The sequence below is a fragment of the Patescibacteria group bacterium genome (assembly GCA_041661625.1).
Classification (GTDB): Bacteria; Patescibacteriota; Patescibacteriia; order JAHIZJ01; family JAHIZJ01; genus JBAZUB01.
This window is the reverse complement of sequence record JBAZUB010000001.1, coordinates 618,309-633,223: the sequence shown is the minus strand read 5'-3', so window position 1 is coordinate 633,223 and position 14,915 is coordinate 618,309. Positions and strand designations below refer to the sequence as shown.

The following is a 14,915-nucleotide window of genomic DNA, read 5'->3' as shown; positions in this document are numbered from 1 at the left end:
ACACTTACTGTGATACACATCAGCTGGAAATGTCGGAATGAGGTCTAGCGACATTGGCGAAGGCAAACCCGGATCGCACCCGCGGAAAGGAGGCGCCGATGGATCTTGATGAGTTCCTGGGCACTTTACCCGAAACGCTAGAGCAGATTCGGGATAGAAATCCCGACTGTCGGGGCGAGATACGCGGACTGTTGGCGATACTCCGGCAGTACCAAGCCAGCCCGACCAACACGCGCCTGCGGTCACAGGTTTACGACAAACTACTGGCTCTCGAAGCCGGTTTGGAGCCTGGCACTACCGATCAGCGACTTGTCGCCGGCATTCTGACAACGTTGCAGAGCGGTCAATTGATTTCGTGATTGAGCGAGTAGTCCCAGTCTGTCTCCAATATCCGGAGCGCGGCTCTGACCCGGACCCGGTTTTGACCGGTCCGCATCGTGCGCAATCTGCTGTACGACCAGATGAGGTCTGGTGTCTTGTTCCATGGTGGTTTGGCATATCCCATCGTGGCAACAAACAAGCCCAGCCCGCGTACGTGCGTCGGGCCGCGCCTCCACTTGTTCGGGCGGGACGTGCAAACCAGCGGGAAATTCCCAATGGTTGTAAGTCTACCCAACCGTTCCGCCCGTTCACTCCCTGCCGTGCGTCTACTCCAATGGATGCGCGGCATTTTTTTGAAGTGGAGAAATAATAACCGATTTCACCACAACTGTCTTAGATATATCATCGTCATTGCGAGCGAGTCGGCGAGCGTGGCAATGACGGAATTAAACACGGGGTAGGGGCTTGAAATATTCTGGAAAACGTGCTACACTTAGATGGTGATAAAACAAAAAGAAACACGAAACAATTTGCGCAGAATAACCATTAGCGCGATAGTGCTAAGTGTTTTTGTTGTCTTTTGGGCTAAACAGGCGCTGGCACTATCAGCTCCCACAATTCTTTCGCCTAAGAATAATCAGCAGATAGTCCGGGATCAGCCGATTATTGTCACCGGCTTAGTGGCCAATAACAGTTCGGTATTCATTATCATGGACGGTAAAGTGATCGGCGGTACTAAAATCGCCAACGGTAAAAAGGGTACGGCTAGTTTTCGCTATCAGTCGAAATTGAAATACGGTCCCGGTAAGCACACCATTCAAGCCCAGGCGATATCCGGTAAAATCAAGAGCGCCTTTACGGCCAAAATAACCGTGCAGGTGCCGAAAGTCCTACCCAGTCGGTTAAACGGGGTAATGATGGATTCTAACCAGGCCAACGAGCCGCCAGTGGCGGTGATGATTGAAAATACCCCCGAAGCCCGGCCGCAGGCGGGGCTGGCGTCGGCTGGTGTCGTGTACGAAACGCTGGCCGAGGGCGGTATTCCCAGGTTTGTCGCGCTGTATAATCGTGATGATATGCCCAAGGTCGGCCCGGTGCGCTCGGCTCGGCCGTACTATGTCGATTGGGTGAAAGAATACCAGGGCGCCTACATGCACGCCGGCGGCAGTTACGACGCGTTTCAGGAAATTGGCCGGTTGAAAGTGCGTAGCTTGGACGCGCTGGTAAGCAAGACGGCTAAATATTTTTTTCGCACGAAAAACGCGGCGCCGCACAATCTGTATACCTCGGGCGCCAAGATGAAACAGGCGAAAGTTGATTATAAAGTCAACACGATACAAGCGACATATGAATCGTGGAAATTCAAGAACGATCTGGAGCTGAAGAAAAGACCGAATGAAAAAAGACAGCTGATCGTCGACTTCAAGTCCGGCGCGGCTTTTATTGCCACCTACAAATACGATAAGGCTAGCAATAGCTATCTGCGTTACAACGGCGGCCGGCCGCAGTACGATGCCAATTATTCCAAGCCAACCCAGGTCAAAGCTAAAAACGTAATCGTCCAGCTGATTCCCAAAGAGAAGATTTTGGACAGAAAAAAACGTATCCAGCTGGATATCACCGGTACCGGCAAAGGCTATTTGTTGATAGACGGCAAGCTGCAAAACATTACATGGAAACGTCCGAACATGAATTACCGGACGAAGTACTATTACGCCAATGGGAAAGAGATTGAGCTGAACCGCGGTAACATCTGGATCGAAGTGGTGCCGAAGGATCGGACGGTTTTATATAAGTAACAAGTAAGAAGTAACAAGGAAAAAGGCCGGTAGCTCCCGAAGGGAGCTATTTAGGATTATTAAATTATTTGATAGGGGGCTGGTTAACTAAAGAGATGTGGCGGGGACATAAATGTTTCTATCAATAATAATCGAAGATTCCTGAGACATGAGTTTTTGTGTTTCCGAAGACCTAGCTTAAGCTAGGGTTTGTCGGTTTTAGCCGTTCTCGGTTGTTTTCGGGCTAGAGTCCTATTCACCAGCACTCAAGTGCTGTCTTAGGAAAGAGAAGAACAAACATGTCGGCATCTTTACAAAGAACGCCGATTACGCTAGGATAAGTTAGTTATTTATTACTTATTACCGTATTATCACCATCATGAATGTCCAGATCGAACACCTGCACAAGAATCAAATCAAGCTGACTATTGAGCTGCAGTCTGACGAAATAAAGTCGGCACTCGAAAAAACCGCCCAGCATATTTCCGAACACGCCAACTTCGCCGGATTCCGACCGGGCAAGGCGCCTTATAATATGGTAGTGCAAAAATACGGTGAAGCGGCGATTTACCAAGAAGCGGCTGAAGAGATCGTGCGCCAAACTTATCCTCAGGCGGTGATTGATAATAAACTGGAGGCCATCGGCCGGCCTGAAGTGGCGCTGGTGAAGGTGGCGCCCGGCAACCCATTCGTTTACACGGCCACAGTGGCGCTCATGCCGGAAGTAACACTGGGCGACTATAAAAATATCAAGGCGCGGAAGAAAGATATCAAGCTGGACGAGAAAGAACTCGAGCGGACGCTGGAAGATTTACGCTGGATGCGTTCGAAGGAAGCGCTGGTGGATCGTCCCGCCCGCAAGGGTGACCGGATCGAAGTCGATTTGCATCTCTCTCTGGATGGGGTGGCGCTGGAAAACGGCCAAGCCCATAACCAGTCGATAATATTAGGCAAACAACAAGTGGTGCCCGGCATGGAAGAACAACTCACTGGCATGAAGAAAGGCGACGTCAAGGAATTCAAGCTGTCCTACCCGAAGGATTACTTTCAAAAACAGCTGGCCGGCAAAGAAGTGAACTTCAAAGCCACGGCTAAGAATATCTATCAGATCGATCTGCCGGAAGTGAATGATGAGTTCGCTAAAGCGGTCGGCAAGTTCGAGAATCGGGCGGCACTAGAAAAGCAGATCAATGCCAATTTGCATCATGAGCACACCGAAAAAGAACAACAGCGATTTGAAGTGGAATTGATCAAAGAAATAGTGGCCAGCACTAAGTTCGGCGAAATACCCGACGTGTTGGTCGAGTCGGAATTGGATCGAATGCTCTCGGAATTAAAGCAGGGCGCTGTACAGCAGGGATTGTCCTGGGAAAATTATTTGCAGCAGCTGAAAAAAACCGAAGCCGATCTGCGCCAGGAGTTTGTCGAGCAGGCGCATCATCGTATCAAGAGCGCCTTAGTACTGCGCGCGATCCAGCAGCAGGAGCAGCTGACCGTGTCACCCGACCAGATTGACGCCGAGATCAAGCACCAAAAGGAGCATTACAAAGACGACGTGGAGACCTACGGTAAGATTGATTCACCGCAGTACCGCGACTACCTGGAAAATGTTATGCTGAACCGGAAGGTATTCGAATTCTTAGAAGGGTTAGTTTACCCAATCGCAGCTAAATAGTCACTATGCAAATCGGAGCCCATGTCTCCACGGCCGGCGGCTTAGCCGAAGCACCAGCCCGCGCCCAGGCGCTGGGTTGTGAGTGCTGCCAAATATTCAGTCGGTCACCCCGGGGCGGTGCCGCGCCGGCTTTGACTGCCGAATCAATCAAGCAATTCCAACAAGCCATGACCGCAGCCGGTCAGTCGGCTTGTTATATTCATACGCCTTACTATATTAATCTCGCTTCACTTGATGAGCGGATTCGCGGCAACTCGATCCGGATCATCCGAGAGGAATTAGAACGAGCCAGTGCGTTGGGCGCGGCGGCGGTGATGACTCATCTTGGTTCCGCCAAGGACGCCGGCGAAGCTGAGGGGCGGCGATTGGTAGTGGATGCGGTAAAAAATATACTGAATAATTATACTGGTTCATCGCAGTTTCTGATTGAACTATCAGCCGGCGCAGGGGCGGTGATCGGTGATACGTTTGAAGAAGTCGCGGCTATTATCGAACAGTCGGGCCACGATGAGATTGGCGTCTGTTATGACACCCAGCATACATTTGCTTCGGGCTATGACATTCGAACGCCGGCCGCGGCGCGGGCGACATTCGATGCATTTGACCAGATATTGGGATTGAAAAGGTTGCGATTGTTTCATATCAACGATTCCATGGTGGAAATTAATTCGCACAAGGATAGGCACGAACATATCGGACAAGGGAAAATCGGCCGGGCCGGTTTCGAGGCGATAATGTCAGACCCGCGGTTACAATACTGCGATCTAATTCTGGAGACCGAACCAGATGGCGTGGTCGCGGATATAGCCGTGTTGAAAGAAATCCGCGAACAGATGACATGAGCCCATCAAAGTCAGAACAATCGGCCATTGATCAATATATTGAATACTTAAGATCTTTCCCGCGGTTCGGCGCTAAAGAGTATTTAAAATTGGAACGCGTTCGATTATTGCTAAAATATCTCGGTCAGCCGCAGCGTAAATTAAAAGGTTTCCAGGTGGCCGGTACGAACGGCAAGGGTTCAACTACGGCGATGATCGCCAGCATATTGCGAGCTGGCGGGCATCGAACCGGTGCGTTTTTCTCGCCACATTTGGTGTCATACACCGAACGGATCCAAATCAACGGCCAGCCGATCGCGGAACGAGACATGGCGCGAATTTTAAAACGCATCCAGCCAGCCGTGGCCAAAGTCGAGGCCGAACTTAAAGATCGGCCGACGTGGTTTGAGGTACTGACAGCCGCGGCTGCGTTGTGGTTTGCCGAAAATAAAGTCGCTTGGGTAGTTTTTGAAGTTGGTTTGGGCGGCCGGCTGGATTCAACCACGGCGCTGGGTTTGAAATACAAAGTGATTACCGATATTGACTTAGATCACACGCACACACTGGGCCGGACGATACGGGTAATCGCGGGCGAAAAAGCCGGCATTATCCAGCCAGGCTCGGTGGTGGTAACTAGTAATACTGGGACAGCGTATAAAGTTATCCAAAAACGCTGCCGACAAGTAGGCGCACGCTTGCTGCTGACCAGTCGCGTTCGGTTAAATAGCGTCTCGTTAAAAGGCATCTGTTTTAATCTGATCAACCAATCAACTAATCAACCAATTAGCCTGTCTCTCGTCGGCCTAAAACAACCAGCAAACGCCTGTTTGGCATTTGATATTACTCGGCGCGCTTTACGATTACCCATCCGAACAACTATTCAGGGATTGGAACAAACCAATCTGCCGGCAAGATTTCAGATTTTACGTCGTCGACCGTTAACCATCTTGGACGGTGCGCACAACCCTGCGGCTATGAAAGAGTTGATAAAAACGCTTACAAGGTTGCACATAACAAATAACAAGTTATGTAATGAAGGAAGAAGTATTGTTACTATATTCGCAGCCAAAGACACCAAGGACTATGCTAGGATGATAAATATGTTAATAAAATTATCCCCGGATATTTACTTCCCCAGACTCACTATCCCAGGTATGGTTCCACCAAGTAGATTGCGCAATATATACTCTCGTAGTCGAGTCGTACCAGACTTGAAAACCGCTCTCAAACAGGCTACACTCAAGGCGGGATCGCGGGGAATGGTGCTAATCACCGGCTCGCTGTATCTCGCGGGAGAAGTCTTGAGAATGGACCATTACCGACCTAAGTTAAAAGTATAACATCCGATCATTATGCCCGAGAATCAGAACAAACCAGCCGCGGTTCCCAAGCCATGGAGCATGGAGACGTTTAATGCCTATCTTAGGCGGACCAGCCGGACGCCCCTGTTGCTGTTAGTAGTGGCGTTGGTTCTCGTGACAGCATTGATCGTCTTCAATCGAAATGACGCTGTATTTCTCACGATGACGACCAATGGTCTGCCGTACTTGATTGTCGCATTGGTTTTGTACATGGTATATCGTCGAAATGAATACCGTCGACTGTTTTGGATCGCATATTCGCAATACCGCGGCTGGACATACCTGCCCTATGGCCAGCCCGATGTTGAAAGTGCCATGATGTTTCATCAGGGTAACTATCGCGTTATGACGGACGTGGTCAACGGCCGCATACTTAACCACCCAATGACGCTGTGCAACTATAAATTTCGGATTGGTTATGGTAAAAATGCCAAAATATATTCTTATACGGTGGTAATGGTTACTTTCACCGGCAAGTTTCCGCACGTGTATGTCAATCGGACGGACATGGGTTATGGCATGAGTTTTGGCCGCGCGCTGCCCCTGCCAACCGAAGTAGCCAAGTTATTCAAGATCTATACTCCGCCGGAATATGAGATCGAAGCGTTGGCGATATTCGATCCGCAAATATTGGAGCACCTGCTGGATTTGAAATACAATTACGACATGGAACTGATTGACCAAAAGCTCTATGTCTTCATGCCGCAAATGATTAATACCAAAGAGGCGCTCGAGCAAAAATTAAATCAAGCCGAGGCGCTGTTGGAGCACATGATTCCGCAGCTCGATCGGACCAGTTATCAGCCGATTCCAAATACGCCGGACAAGCTAGGTAACAAATAACAGATAACAAGCAATAAGTAACAAGGAAGAAGTACTGTTTATGAAAATCACCAAGTATCCCCAATCATGCGTACTGATAGAAATTAAAGGCAAGCGAATCCTGATTGACCCTGGCTCGTTTGTGTATACCCAAACAAGCATGACACCGAACGATTGGAAGGGTATCGATGTGCTTTTGTTAACCCATCAACACAGCGACCACTTTGATCCGGCCGCCGTGGCCGCTATCGTGGCCAACAATCATCCGGCTATTATAACCAATACATCGGTGTGCGACATATTATCCCAACAAAACATTGATTCGGAAATAATCCGGCCGGGAGGAGAAAAGGTCATTCAAGGAATAAGTATCAGGGGTGTCAATGTTTACCACGGTCCGCTGCCGGCCGGTCTGGAGGTCAGCGGTTCGAAGCCGCCCGAGGTGATCGGCTTCTTGATTGATAATGCCATACTTCACCCTGGTGATTGCATTTACATTGATCCGGAAGTCGGCGCCCGGGTGCTATTGCTGCCGATGTGCGATACGGTCACGTTCTCGCCTCATCAAGCCGCGGCATTTTCACTGATTGCCAAACCGAAGCTGGTTATTCCCATCCACTATCATAACACGCGATTCAATGTCGATACGGATGAATATGCCCGAGTATTCAAAGAATACGGCGTACCTTACCGCCGGTTGAACGAAACCGAAACGATTGAACTAGAATGACGATGCCATCTAATAATGAAGACCAATTGAAAGAAGTTGCCGCACAAGTTCAGGCTTGCCAGCGGTGTGTCCTGCATAAAACTGCCACCCAGGGCGTGCCGGGTGAGGGGAGTGCTACCGCCCATGTATTTTTCATCGGTGAAGGACCGGGCGCGGAAGAAGACAAACAAGGGCGGCCATTTGTGGGCGCGGCCGGTAAATTCCTCACACAGATGATCGAGCTGGTGGGCTGGAAGCGGGAGGATGTTTTCATTGGCAACGTAGTCAAGCATCGCCCGCCCGGCAATCGCGACCCCGAGCCCAATGAAATCGACGCCTGCTACCCGTATCTCGAGCGACAATTAAGCGTAATCAAACCTAAGTTGATCGTACTATTAGGCCGGCACGCCATGGGACGTTTCCTGCCGTCAAATTTCAAAATCTCCCAAGAGCACGGCCGGCTGTTCCGACGTAACGGTCGTTATATCGTACCGCTATACCATCCAGCCGCCGCGCTGTATCAGGGCAGCCTTAGAAAAACCCTGGAAGCTGATTTCCAGAAACTCCCCAAGATGCTGATCAAGATCGCCGAAGCCGAGGCGTCATCGATTTCAACGCCGGACGCAGATCTCTAACCAAGTATGCGGCTTGGTGGTATAATAAAGCATATTACCAAATCAACAACAATATGATCGACACAAAAATCTTGCGTGAAATTCCGGTTTTCGCATCTTTGGCCGACCCGGAATTAGCCGCGGTGGCCAAAATCGCCCAGGTGAAACGTCTGGGCAAGGGTGAAATGCTATTTGAAAGCGGACAGAACCGGACAACCTTTTACGTTTTGTTAAGCGGTCAGGCGCACATCTATCGAATATTCAATGATGAGCTGCAAACTTTGGCTATTTTGGATCGATACAATTTCGCGGTCGAGAGTGCCCTGAGCGATCCATCGCAAAAACACGACCACAATGGCGAAATGAGCGGACCGGGCGATGTGTTGGCCATCGAGGGAAAGGATTTTCTCAAACTGACCAAAGACTATCCGCAGGTCACGCTCCGAATCTACGCCAACATCATTTCAAACCTGACTAGGCGGCTGCACCACGCCAATAATAAATTAGTAACAATTTATAGTACGGGTAAAATTGCTTCGGTTTACTCGGACTTGGATCATTTATCGGTCTTGATTCTGGATACGATACTCAAGGTCATTATTGCCAAGAAAGCGCTATTTGCATTGTTTCATCCTGAAGAAGGCCAGATCACCATCCAGGAGGCTCGAGGGTACGGCAATAATCAGCAGGTGCGAAATATGAAGATTGATCTTTTCAAGGATCCGATTTTCGGGCAGGTTTACCAGGCGCATCAGCCGGTAGTCGTTACCAGCGAACGGTATAAGAAACAAAAATCTCTTCATACCGAATATGCCAGCCCAACCATGCTAGCCGTGCCGTTACAAACCGGCGCGAAAGTAATTGGGGCAATCCTGCTGGGCGACAAAGCCAACGGGGAAGACTTTAGTTACAATAATCAATTGCTATTAGATATTATTGCCCGGCAAATCACAGCCGCGGTGGCGATGGCGCAAACAACCGAAAAAGACGTACCGGTCATGTAGTAATGGTGCTATATAAGAAAGAAAGCGCCCCACTCAGCCGAAACTGGGTGGGGTGTATTGGTCAGGTGTGAGCGGCCATGGCTGACGATCTGTGCTCGGCGTGGATCGACGTGACCACACCGTCGCACAGCCACTTGCGGGCGGTATCACCTTCAGGACCACCGCGGCGCCAGGTCTCGAGAATGGCATCGAACACATCGCTGGGCTCCATCGGCCGAACCAAGATACTGTGGGGCACAGTCTCGTCGCTGTGGTAGACGAAGCCTGACCCGTCGGGCAGGAACATCAGCAGGCTGTCGAATCCCCAGTAGAGCATTCCGTTGGTCAAGCTAGATACCAGCAGGCTACGGATCTGGTCTACCAGCCAGCGGGTCATTTCGGTTCTTGGTCCGGGGAGCGGCCAGTTGATGTGATTGGACCAGGTACCGAATCGAAGTAGCAGCGCCGCTTCCTGGTCCCGAACCAGATCCTGCATCGCCGGATAACCAATCAGGCTCGGCCAGATGACCAGATCAGGTTCGGAGGCGACACGCTGATCATCGAACCACTCGGACTCGAGCCCGATGGACCGTCCGAGCGTCGGCGCAGTGGTGTCAGGAACTGAGCTCATAACAGTGTTCCCTCCGTTTGAGCCTGGCGCGACCCATCGAATCTTTTCCGATGATACGGCTACGGTATACAAAAAACACCTTTTTGTCAAGGGTTGATAGTTTAACAGATGTTGATAAAATTTGGTAACGAGGGCGGAATTGTTAACAATGTGCGGATATTCAACCCAGCACCTTACACGGTGCTGGGCGAACCCGCATGAATTGACAACAAGCTCTCACGATACATTAAACGTAGGGTGGTGCGCCCCTTGGTGGTTTTGAAATACCGCTCACGTCTAACAGCGTCATCCTTAGAATTAAATGCCTCGTAACCTATAATAATAAACTCACCCATACGTGATGTGGTGTAGCATTTACCACGAAGGTGTTCGTTAATTCGCCTAGGAAGATCATCTGTTCGTCCGATATAAAATCGTCGTTGAGATGGAGAAAACAAAAAGTACACAAAATGCATGATTGCTCCACCTTTCTCCCTGACGTCTTGTATTCAACCCAGATGGTACTGGAGGTGGGATTGTCAACAAAGTATGGTTATTCAATTCAGCTGGTACCGGGAGTGGGACTCGAACCCACAAGACCTTGCGGTCACAGGATTTTAAGTCCTGCGTGTATACCATTCCACCACCCCGGCCCGTCTATTGATTCGTAGCGGAAACCCTTATGTTTCCACAACGGTTTATGATGGAATCCTACCACCACCAAAGGCGGGATCCCGCCTTCCTTTGAATATGCATACATTTGGTGGCAGGAAAGGATTCCGTTACGCTTACTTTAACACCTACGCAGATATTATTTCAATATGTGAAAAATAGCAACCCCGGCCGCCACCGATACGTTAAGCGATTCCTTCCGACCGCGCATGGGAATGTCGATCACGGTGTCGCATAGACTTAGCCATTGTTTTGGCAGACCGGTAACTTCATTGCCCAGCACCAAAGCTATTTTACCCTTTGGCCGAAAAGATGTATAGAGAATGCTGTGCGCGGATTGTTCGAGCGCCACAATATGATACGAAGCATTTTTCAAACGTTTCAATAGTTGTGCCGTTTGACGCGCGTATTCCCACGGCACAGTAGTTTCGGCGCCCAGGGCTACTTTGGCAATTTTATCATGTGGCGGTGTGGGCGTGATACCGCATAAATATATTTTATTTACACCCGCGCCGTCAGCGGTACGGAAGATGGAGCCAACGTTAAATCTACTCCGAATGTTTGGTAACACCAATACAAGTTCAATCTGTTTCGATGGCATAAAAGTAACAAGGAAGAAGTAACAAGTAACAAGGACGGAAGCTCACGAGGCGCGAGCTTTGATTAGAATTTAAATCCACGAAAAATAGAATTAAGCCGGCAGGAATTTGGAAACGTATGCGTCTACAACCTTATTCTGACTTCCAAAATTGCACGAATGATAAGTAAGATTGTTTAGCCATTCGTATTTTACTGATTCTTCGTTGAGAATAATATCTCCAGATTGAAATGTGGCCGTATAAAAAACCAAAAATAGATTTAGGTTAGGCGCGATTTTATTATTTGATTGGACGCGGAATTTGCAGACATCAAAAAGCTCGTTTACTTCTATACATAGATTAATGCCTAACTCTTCCAGTAATTCGCGGCGTAGGCACTCGGTTACCGGTTGATCGATCTCCGAACCCTCGATCCGGCCACCGGGAATATCCCAGAATTCACTATAGGCATCTTTAAGGGCCAAAAATGAATCACCTTTTCGAATGAATGCCTTCAAGCCGACGTTGAAATTATGATCTTTTTTGGGCATGGAAAAATACTCATTAATCCGTGAATGGGGTGACGCTTATTTGCCAACGATAGCACAGAATACTCAACCAGTAAACCGTGAAACACACCGTGTGACACCCCCCCCTGTCATTGCGAGCGAGTCGGCGAGCGTGGCAATCCCATTGTCCATTGGCACGAACCAGGGGGTTGCGTCGTCCCGATTCAGACATCGGGACTCGCAATGACGGGCGCTTTACTTGTGATTGGTATAGGTACATACGGCTAATATTAGCCTAAATACCTGATATTAGGTACGTGAGCTCTTGACAGTTTTCAGCGGTTGCGCTATACTGCTCCATTAAGTAAGGTCTGAACGCACCTTGCAAAGAAGTGATGGAGAGAGCTTTCCAACGCCAATCGGCGATGGGAAGAAACCGACCGCCGTGAGAAAGCGGTCAACCAACAATCTTCTACCTTTATAACGGGTGGTGGTTTGCTGTGATGCTCTCTCTTTCTATTGAAGAGATCGTCGCCGCGAATCACCACCTTTTTGTTTGCTCAAGAGCCAAACAAACTACCGAAATTCGAGACAAGCAGCCGGTCATACACTTACTATGGACCGCCGCTGATACTTGTCTCGAGCTTTGGTAGGCTTGATGAAAGGAGCAGACGATGAAGAAGCAGGACAAGTGTTCCTCGGTGCCGTACATGTTCGCGATCGCGGGGTTGCTGATTCTCATCAGTGGACCGCGGTGGGTGACGCTGATTGCCCACTGGCTCGCCAAGTAGATCTTTCTAAGGTGATGGATCACCTCGTGTGTCAACGGAACACCAAACGATCCAGCCGAGACACTCAAATGTTTCGGCCTCTCACCCGAGCGTTTCTGTGCTTTTGTGCAGCAATGCTCGGATGAGGGAACAATTTAAAAGTAAGAATTCAAAATTCAAAATGAAGGAAGAAAATGGAGTTCCGCTCATGCGTGGTGTGGCCTCTGTCATAACATGCATGAGCGGGACAGGCCATACCTGATCTCGCCGCCGCTTGAACGTTGACAATTTGTTCTCCCAGAGCCCAGCACCACGAAGTGTGCTGGATTGCGGGAGAATCCTGACAATAGGGTCAGGGTTGATCGAACCGTCGATCGGAACCGAATAGGTTGTCGATCCGACAAGAAAGGAAGCGATGGGAAAGTTTACCTGTGTGGTTGCGGCGATTGGCACGGTGTGTGCGTGGGCGCTGGCCTACATATGGCACACTAATGTGCCGTTAGGACCTTGGCCGGAGGTGCACAAGTTCGTGGTGGGTTTCTACATCACCGTTTCACCGGCGATGTTCTGGGGATCCGTGATTGCTGACGCCCGGACTCGTCGACACCCCGTGGCTTGCGTCGCCAATACGGCACGCTGACCACGCCAAGGTGATGGATCACCTCGCGCTTTAAGGCGCGCTTAACGATCCACCCCGAATTTACGCTTGCGTAAACTTCGGGGCTTTCACCCGAGCGTTTCTGTGCTTTTGTGCAGCAATGCTCAGATGAGAGAACAATTCAAAATTAAGAATTCAAAATTCAAAATGGCGGAGGCTCGCGAGACGCGAGCAGACAACAATTATCCGTATCAAAATGGAGGAGAGAAGAGAGTCGGTGTGCGGAGTTGATCCGGACGGGCTTACCCTCGACCGCTTCAACGAAGTATGTCGGTTCACTGAGCTTCGGCTCAAAAGTGAACACTACTCGCCTCCAGCTTGGTGCGGGGAAACAATTCAAAATTAAGAATTCAAAATTCATAAGGAAGGAAGATTTCCAATACCAACATGTCCGCGTCAAGTGACGTGGTCAGCTGGGTGTTGGAACTAGGTCCAAGTCGGAGCCACATTGTGGCAAGGGGGATAAGATGAAGAAGGTGTCTCTGTTCACCCGTTCGCTCATCGCGCTGGGCGTATTCGCTGTGCTGACGGTCGCGGTTACGGACTACGTGCTCGCGGACAACATTGAACTGCAGAGCCGGGTGGTCGAGGGCAAGTATTTGCCCACGGTCGACTGCTTCGTCAGTCGACCGATCATCGGCACGCTGGGCTGGTCCGGTTTCTTCCTCACCTGTGGAGGGTGGGGGGAAGCTTACGTCGGGCCGACCTATAGCCCGGCGTCGTGGCTGACGCTCAGTGGTTCGCTCGGTGTCGAAACCGATCCCCAGCAGACCAGAGTCGCCACCTCGATCTGGGCGGGCAACGATGCCGGCTCGATCATCTTCATCTACGAAGACGGTGGGAGTGGGCCGTGGACCAAGCTGGTCGCGACCCATTCAGTCGTCTCGATCGGCGGCTACAATCTCGGTGCCGGCGTCCATGGACAGCGGTTCCTTGGATACGGCCCGCAGATCACCATCAAGAAGGGAGAGAAAGGGAAGCTCGGCCTCTGGGCGAGCAACCTCATGCTGGACGGTGCCAAGCCGACCCAGGTCATCGGCATCAAGCTGGACTACTAGTCCGGCCTGCGCTGATACATCGCGGTAACAATGTATCCGTGTCAAAGGAGAAGCGACTCGAAAAAAAGCTTCTCCAATCACCCGAGCGGTTCAGTGCTTCTGCATTGGATTGCTCAGGTGAGGAGGAATAATTCAAAATTAGGAATTCCCGCCTACGCGCAGACGCTTCGGTGGGCAGGCAAAATTCAAAATTGCGGAGGCTTGCGAAACGCTTAGCATTTCGGGAGACGCGAGCGATAATTTGGAGCAACGACTTGAGTTTCTTGGAATGAAATTCAAGCGGCTGCTCCACTATGAACAGCGGTCGCTACACTTCGGTGTAGGTTCAAAAACCCCCTGCGGATTATCACCGCGGCGCCCCCCAGAACGATATCTGGCGGAGGAAGTATGCAGATCAATGAGCTTCGGGCAGGTTCACCGGATGAGGGTTCCCGCTACCTCTTTCGGAGATCGCCAGTGATCATTATCTGGCTCGAGTCTGGCCTCTGTACGTGGCGAGGCGTCGGCCAAGAGCTCCCGGCGGGAAAGTTTGCCGGGTCTGCTACGGTCTACCTGTCGATCGACGGAAGTGAGGGTGGGCCCACGGAAGTGTGGCCGAGCTGTAGTTACGTGGAGTTGGATCCTGGGATGGAGCAGGTCTTTTACGAGGTCAGGTGGGAACCCCACTCGATTAGTCGGACTACTCGCCGCGTGGGATGGTGGGAGAATCCAGCCCAGTTTCAGCACGTTCGGTAAGCTCTTTTGGTTGAAGGTTATCCATGCAGCAATGCAAAAAACCTTCGTCCATTTCCCGATGTGTGTCGGGACTGATGAGCTCAAAAGAGCGAAATGGAAAAACAACATTCTCCACACCAATATGGAGGAGAGAAGAGAGTCCCGCCTACGTCTGACTACGCTAACGCTTCGTCAGACTACGGCGGGTTAGACGGCGTGCGGAGTTGATCTGGTCGGGCTTACCCTCGACCGCTTCAACGAA

14 protein-coding genes and 1 tRNA gene are annotated in these 14,915 nt (G+C 50.4%); 11 read left to right on the top strand and 4 right to left on the bottom strand.

What is annotated here, in order from left to right:
* The first annotated feature begins 53 nt into the window (after positions 1-53).
* The 9 genes from WC734_03160 to WC734_03120 all read left to right on the top strand — a co-directional run bounded on the left by WC734_03160 (position 54) and on the right by WC734_03120 (position 9,105).
* A complete protein-coding gene (locus WC734_03160) occupies positions 54-359 on the top strand; it encodes a hypothetical protein (GenBank protein MFA6198125.1) in 306 nt (101 codons plus the stop codon).
* Positions 360-818: 459 nt separating this feature from the next.
* A complete protein-coding gene (locus WC734_03155) occupies positions 819-2,120 on the top strand; it encodes a DUF3048 domain-containing protein (protein MFA6198124.1) in 1,302 nt (433 codons plus the stop codon).
* 358 nt (positions 2,121-2,478) lie between these two features.
* Positions 2,479-3,774 carry a trigger factor gene (gene tig, locus WC734_03150; protein MFA6198123.1) on the top strand — a complete coding sequence of 432 codons (1,296 nt, stop codon included), beginning with the start codon at positions 2,479-2,481 and terminating at the stop codon, positions 3,772-3,774.
* Positions 3,775-3,779: 5 nt separating this feature from the next.
* On the top strand, positions 3,780-4,616 hold the full coding sequence (locus WC734_03145; GenBank protein MFA6198122.1) for a deoxyribonuclease IV: 837 nt from the start codon (positions 3,780-3,782) through the stop codon (positions 4,614-4,616).
* Entirely contained in the window at positions 4,613-5,935 is a 1,323-nt protein-coding gene (locus WC734_03140) for a folylpolyglutamate synthase/dihydrofolate synthase family protein (GenBank protein ID MFA6198121.1), read from the top strand. Before WC734_03145 ends, WC734_03140 begins: the two co-directional genes overlap by 4 nt.
* A gap of 12 nt (positions 5,936-5,947) precedes the next feature.
* Complete coding sequence (locus WC734_03135) at positions 5,948-6,799, top strand: hypothetical protein (GenBank protein MFA6198120.1); 852 nt, start codon at positions 5,948-5,950, stop codon at positions 6,797-6,799.
* Positions 6,800-6,839: 40 nt separating this feature from the next.
* A complete protein-coding gene (locus WC734_03130) occupies positions 6,840-7,508 on the top strand; it encodes an MBL fold metallo-hydrolase (protein MFA6198119.1) in 669 nt (222 codons plus the stop codon).
* A complete protein-coding gene (locus WC734_03125; GenBank protein ID MFA6198118.1) occupies positions 7,505-8,122 on the top strand; it encodes a uracil-DNA glycosylase in 618 nt (205 codons plus the stop codon). The genes WC734_03130 and WC734_03125 overlap by 4 nt, the downstream gene beginning before the upstream one ends.
* Before the next feature lie 53 nt (positions 8,123-8,175).
* Complete coding sequence (locus WC734_03120; protein ID MFA6198117.1) at positions 8,176-9,105, top strand: cyclic nucleotide-binding domain-containing protein; 930 nt, start codon at positions 8,176-8,178, stop codon at positions 9,103-9,105.
* A 61-nt stretch (positions 9,106-9,166) separates the two neighbouring features.
* Here the strand turns inward: WC734_03120 and WC734_03115 are convergent, their stop codons facing one another.
* From WC734_03115 to WC734_03100, 4 genes are all read right to left on the bottom strand, one after another.
* Positions 9,167-9,715, bottom strand: a complete 549-nt coding sequence (locus WC734_03115; protein ID MFA6198116.1) for a hypothetical protein — start codon at positions 9,713-9,715, stop codon at positions 9,167-9,169.
* Between the two features lie 546 nt (positions 9,716-10,261).
* A tRNA-Leu gene (locus tag WC734_03110) sits at positions 10,262-10,347 on the bottom strand.
* Between the two features lie 158 nt (positions 10,348-10,505).
* Complete coding sequence (locus WC734_03105; protein MFA6198115.1) at positions 10,506-10,967, bottom strand: RNA methyltransferase; 462 nt, start codon at positions 10,965-10,967, stop codon at positions 10,506-10,508.
* Between the two features lie 90 nt (positions 10,968-11,057).
* Entirely contained in the window at positions 11,058-11,495 is a 438-nt protein-coding gene (locus WC734_03100) for an NUDIX domain-containing protein (GenBank protein ID MFA6198114.1), read from the bottom strand.
* 1,143 nt (positions 11,496-12,638) lie between these two features.
* Here WC734_03100 and WC734_03095 point away from each other — a divergent pair.
* Together WC734_03095 and WC734_03090 are read left to right on the top strand one after the other, a co-directional pair.
* Complete coding sequence (locus WC734_03095) at positions 12,639-12,863, top strand: hypothetical protein (GenBank protein MFA6198113.1); 225 nt, start codon at positions 12,639-12,641, stop codon at positions 12,861-12,863.
* Between the two features lie 485 nt (positions 12,864-13,348).
* Complete coding sequence (locus WC734_03090) at positions 13,349-13,939, top strand: hypothetical protein (protein ID MFA6198112.1); 591 nt, start codon at positions 13,349-13,351, stop codon at positions 13,937-13,939.
* Positions 13,940-14,915 lie beyond the last annotated feature (976 nt).

Excerpts from the sequence above, each read along its gene's own strand:
- WC734_03125 (MFA6198118.1), top strand. The coding sequence starts at position 7,505 with ATGACGATGCCATCTAATAATGAAGACCAATTGAAAGAAGTTGCCGCA.
- WC734_03100 (MFA6198114.1), bottom strand. The coding sequence starts at position 11,495 with ATGCCCAAAAAAGATCATAATTTCAACGTCGGCTTGAAGGCATTCATT.
- WC734_03135 (MFA6198120.1), top strand. The coding sequence starts at position 5,948 with ATGCCCGAGAATCAGAACAAACCAGCCGCGGTTCCCAAGCCATGGAGC.
- WC734_03155 (MFA6198124.1), top strand. The coding sequence starts at position 819 with ATGGTGATAAAACAAAAAGAAACACGAAACAATTTGCGCAGAATAACC.
- WC734_03140 (MFA6198121.1), top strand. The coding sequence starts at position 4,613 with ATGAGCCCATCAAAGTCAGAACAATCGGCCATTGATCAATATATTGAA.
- WC734_03105 (MFA6198115.1), bottom strand. The coding sequence starts at position 10,967 with ATGCCATCGAAACAGATTGAACTTGTATTGGTGTTACCAAACATTCGG.
- WC734_03120 (MFA6198117.1), top strand. The coding sequence starts at position 8,176 with ATGATCGACACAAAAATCTTGCGTGAAATTCCGGTTTTCGCATCTTTG.
- WC734_03130 (MFA6198119.1), top strand. The coding sequence starts at position 6,840 with ATGAAAATCACCAAGTATCCCCAATCATGCGTACTGATAGAAATTAAA.
- tig (MFA6198123.1), top strand. The coding sequence starts at position 2,479 with ATGAATGTCCAGATCGAACACCTGCACAAGAATCAAATCAAGCTGACT.
- WC734_03145 (MFA6198122.1), top strand. The coding sequence starts at position 3,780 with ATGCAAATCGGAGCCCATGTCTCCACGGCCGGCGGCTTAGCCGAAGCA.
- WC734_03095 (MFA6198113.1), top strand. The coding sequence starts at position 12,639 with ATGGGAAAGTTTACCTGTGTGGTTGCGGCGATTGGCACGGTGTGTGCG.
- WC734_03090 (MFA6198112.1), top strand. The coding sequence starts at position 13,349 with ATGAAGAAGGTGTCTCTGTTCACCCGTTCGCTCATCGCGCTGGGCGTA.
- WC734_03115 (MFA6198116.1), bottom strand. The coding sequence starts at position 9,715 with ATGAGCTCAGTTCCTGACACCACTGCGCCGACGCTCGGACGGTCCATC.